The organism is Streptomyces sp. (genome assembly GCF_031178505.1).
Lineage (GTDB): Bacteria > Actinomycetota > Actinomycetes > Streptomycetales > Streptomycetaceae > Streptomyces > Streptomyces gulbargensis.
The window spans coordinates 1-2,669 of the sequence record NZ_JAPSIW010000872.1 but is presented as its reverse complement, the minus strand read 5'-3'; the positions used below and the strand labels follow the sequence as shown (position 1 = coordinate 2,669).

Below are 2,669 nucleotides of genomic sequence, written 5' to 3'. Positions count from 1 at the left end.
CCAGGGCCTGGGACACCACCTCCCGCAGCAGGGTGGTGTCGGTGGTGACCCGGGAGATCAGATCGCCACCGCGCTGCCGGTCGTACTCCCGCATCTCCAGGCGGAGCAGCCGCGCCACCAGGCCGTGCCGCAACTGCCGGACGACGCCCTCACCCATGCGTTCCAGGACGAAGCGCCCGGCCGCGCCCGTCACCGCCTCCGTGACGAACAGGGCGGCGAGGCCGAGGAGAAGCGGCCACATCACCTGGCCCCGGCCGCTCGCGTCGACGGCGTGCTTGGCGACGAGCGGCTGGGCGAGGCCGAGGGCGGAGCCGACCAGCGTGAGTACGGTCGCGACGACGACGGACGCCCGGTGGCCGGAGGTCAGCCGGTACATGGTCGCGACCGCCGCCCGGGTGGACCGGTCGCCCTTCGCGCCGCCCCCGCGAGGTCCGGCGCGTCCGCCGGCATGGTCCGGGGCGTCCGCCGGCGTGGTCCCGTCCGGGCCCTGCGGGACGGCGTGGGTCATGGGGCCGGCCGGCTCATGGGGGCGACCGTGATCAGCCGGGTGAAGTAGTCGTCGGGGACGCCCTCGTCGACGGGCCGGCCGTCCGCCTCGATCCAGGCGTGCGCGGTGAACGGCGGCACCACCCGCACCCCCGTGCACCAGGTCGGCCAGGTCCCCGTCAGCCGGCACAGCAGCGCCGCTCCCAGCGAACGCGGCAGACAGCCCTTGGGGCCGGCGCAGCGCAGACTCACCGCGCACATGGCGCTGCGGGCCCGCGCCGCCCGCGCCGTGGTGGCGGGCGCGGCGCCGCGGCGCGCGAGGCCCAGCACCGAACGGATCCGGCGGGGCGGCAGGAAGGAGAGCCCGATCGCCGGCAGCAGGACGAGCCGGGCGGCCAGGCGCCACACCACCGGGACCCCGGTCGGGCGCTCCAGTGCGCTGGGGGTCGTCACGCGGCCAGCCCGGAGGTGCGCAGCTGCCGCACGAGCGCCTCGACGTCGTGGCGTGCCTGGGCGGGCTCGATCTCGAAGGCGCCGGTGAGGGCGGCGACCGCGTCGGCCTCGTCGCCGCCCGCCATGAGCGTTTTCACCACCAGCGAACCGGTGGGGTTCAACTCCCAGTACTCCCCGGAGCGCTCGTCCAGGAGCACCGTGCCGTAGTCGGTGTCCGCCGCGGAGACGCCGGCGCCGAACCGCAAGGCCATGGTGTGCGTACCTTCCTGTGAGGGGTTCAGGGCCGGTTCCCGGTACCGGTTCCGGCGGTGACCGCCGGGTCCGCGGGCCGGGACAGGCCGCGCAGCCACACTTCGGCGGCGATGGTCGAATAGAGGATCGCGTCGCGCAGTTCGGGTGTGGACGGGCGCCGGGCGAGCCGGCGCAGGGCCTCGCCGTCGACCAGGCCGAGCCGTTCGAGGTGGGAGTCCTCCCACAGCGCCATCAGGTCGGCGCGGTGTTCGCGCAGGCCGTTGGACGCGTCCATGGCCGCGGCGGCCTTCGTCGTGCGCCGCAGGCACGCTTCGGGGACGATCCCGCTCATCGCGGCCGTCAGGAGCGGCTTGTACCGCCAGGGCGTGACCCGTTCGTCCGGCCTGACCGCGAGGCAGGTCTCGACGACGCGGTCGTCCAGGAACGGCGAGGCCATCGGCACCCCTGCGCGCGCCGCCATCCGGTCCCACTGGCGGATGATCCGCGTGCAGGAACGGATCTGATCGAGATCGGCGTGCAGCCCGCGGTCCGGATGGAGCGGACCGGTGCTCCCGGCGGCCTCGCGCAGGACCCGGTGGATCATCCGCTCGGCGTCGGGGGTGACCCAGTCGAAGATCCGGGGCGGCATGCCCCAGCCGAGACCGGTGCGCACCGTCGCGGGCAGCGGCGCGCGCAGCTGCCCGGCGGCATCGCCGAGCCACTTCCCGTACGGCCGGGCGTCGGCCAGCGCGCGGACCGTCTCGCCCAGCGGCCACTGCCACAGGGCGCGGAAGCCGCGCAGCTGACGGAGGGCGAAGAGGGGGCGGGTGCGCGCCAGCCGGTGGTAGTACGCCTCGGAGCACCAGGCGACGTGGTCGCCCCCGATGCCCGTGAGGTGCAGCCGGCTGCCGCGCTCGGCCATGGCCGGCAGGTGGTGCAGGACGCGTGAGCGGTCCATGACGCCGATGGTGGGCTCGTCCAGCAGGTCGTCGATCGCCAGCAGGTCCTCGTACACGAGCGGTGAGGCGTCGGCGTCCCACACGACGTGCTCGATCCCGGGCATGGCGCGGGCGGCCTGCTCGGCCCAGTACAGATCGGTGTCGGCGGGGTCGCGTCCCGGCCAGGTGCTCGCCACCACGCGGGCGGGGGAGCGGTCGGCGAGGAAGCAGACGGAGGTGGAGTCCAGGCCGCCGGACAGATCGCAGCTCACCACCCCACCCCGGGCCGTACGGGCGTCCACCGCCGCGGTCAGGGCCTCCCTGACGGCGGGCGCGCCGTCGGCGAGCGGCCGCACCGGCTCGGGGGGCGTCCACCACGTCGAGTGGCGTACGGTCCTGCCGTCCGGGGCGACGACCAGCGCGTCCCCGGGGGAGACGGCGGTCACGCCCCGCCACATCGGGGCCTCGCCGAGCGGATGGGGAACCGGCCACAGCAGTCTCACCGCCACCTGCTCCGGGTCCGGCTCGGCACCCAGCGCCGCCGCGAGCACGTCGGCGCGG

At 75.6% G+C, this 2,669-nt stretch carries 4 protein-coding genes; all 4 read right to left on the bottom strand.

The genetic code is table 11. The annotated features are described in order from the left end of the window. A partial coding sequence (locus tag RIF68_RS33740; RefSeq protein ID WP_309055280.1) for an ABC transporter transmembrane domain-containing protein occupies positions 1–376 on the bottom strand: 376 nt, incomplete at its 3' end. Positions 377–504: 128 nt separating this feature from the next. Further along, complete coding sequence (locus RIF68_RS33735; RefSeq protein WP_309055279.1) at positions 505–939, bottom strand: lasso peptide biosynthesis B2 protein; 435 nt, start codon at positions 937–939, stop codon at positions 505–507. Beyond that, complete coding sequence (locus RIF68_RS33730) at positions 936–1,190, bottom strand: lasso peptide biosynthesis PqqD family chaperone (protein ID WP_309055278.1); 255 nt, start codon at positions 1,188–1,190, stop codon at positions 936–938. Before RIF68_RS33730 ends, RIF68_RS33735 begins: the two co-directional genes overlap by 4 nt. 26 nt (positions 1,191–1,216) lie before the next feature. Next, positions 1,217–2,669: lasso peptide isopeptide bond-forming cyclase (locus tag RIF68_RS33725; RefSeq protein ID WP_309055277.1), on the bottom strand; the 1,453-nt coding region annotated here is incomplete at its 5' end.

What these genes read in the sequence shown, in the direction of transcription:
- RIF68_RS33730 (WP_309055278.1), bottom strand. Translation starts at nt 1,190, where the DNA reads ATGGCCTTGCGGTTCGGCGCCGGCGTCTCCGCGGCGGACACCGACTAC.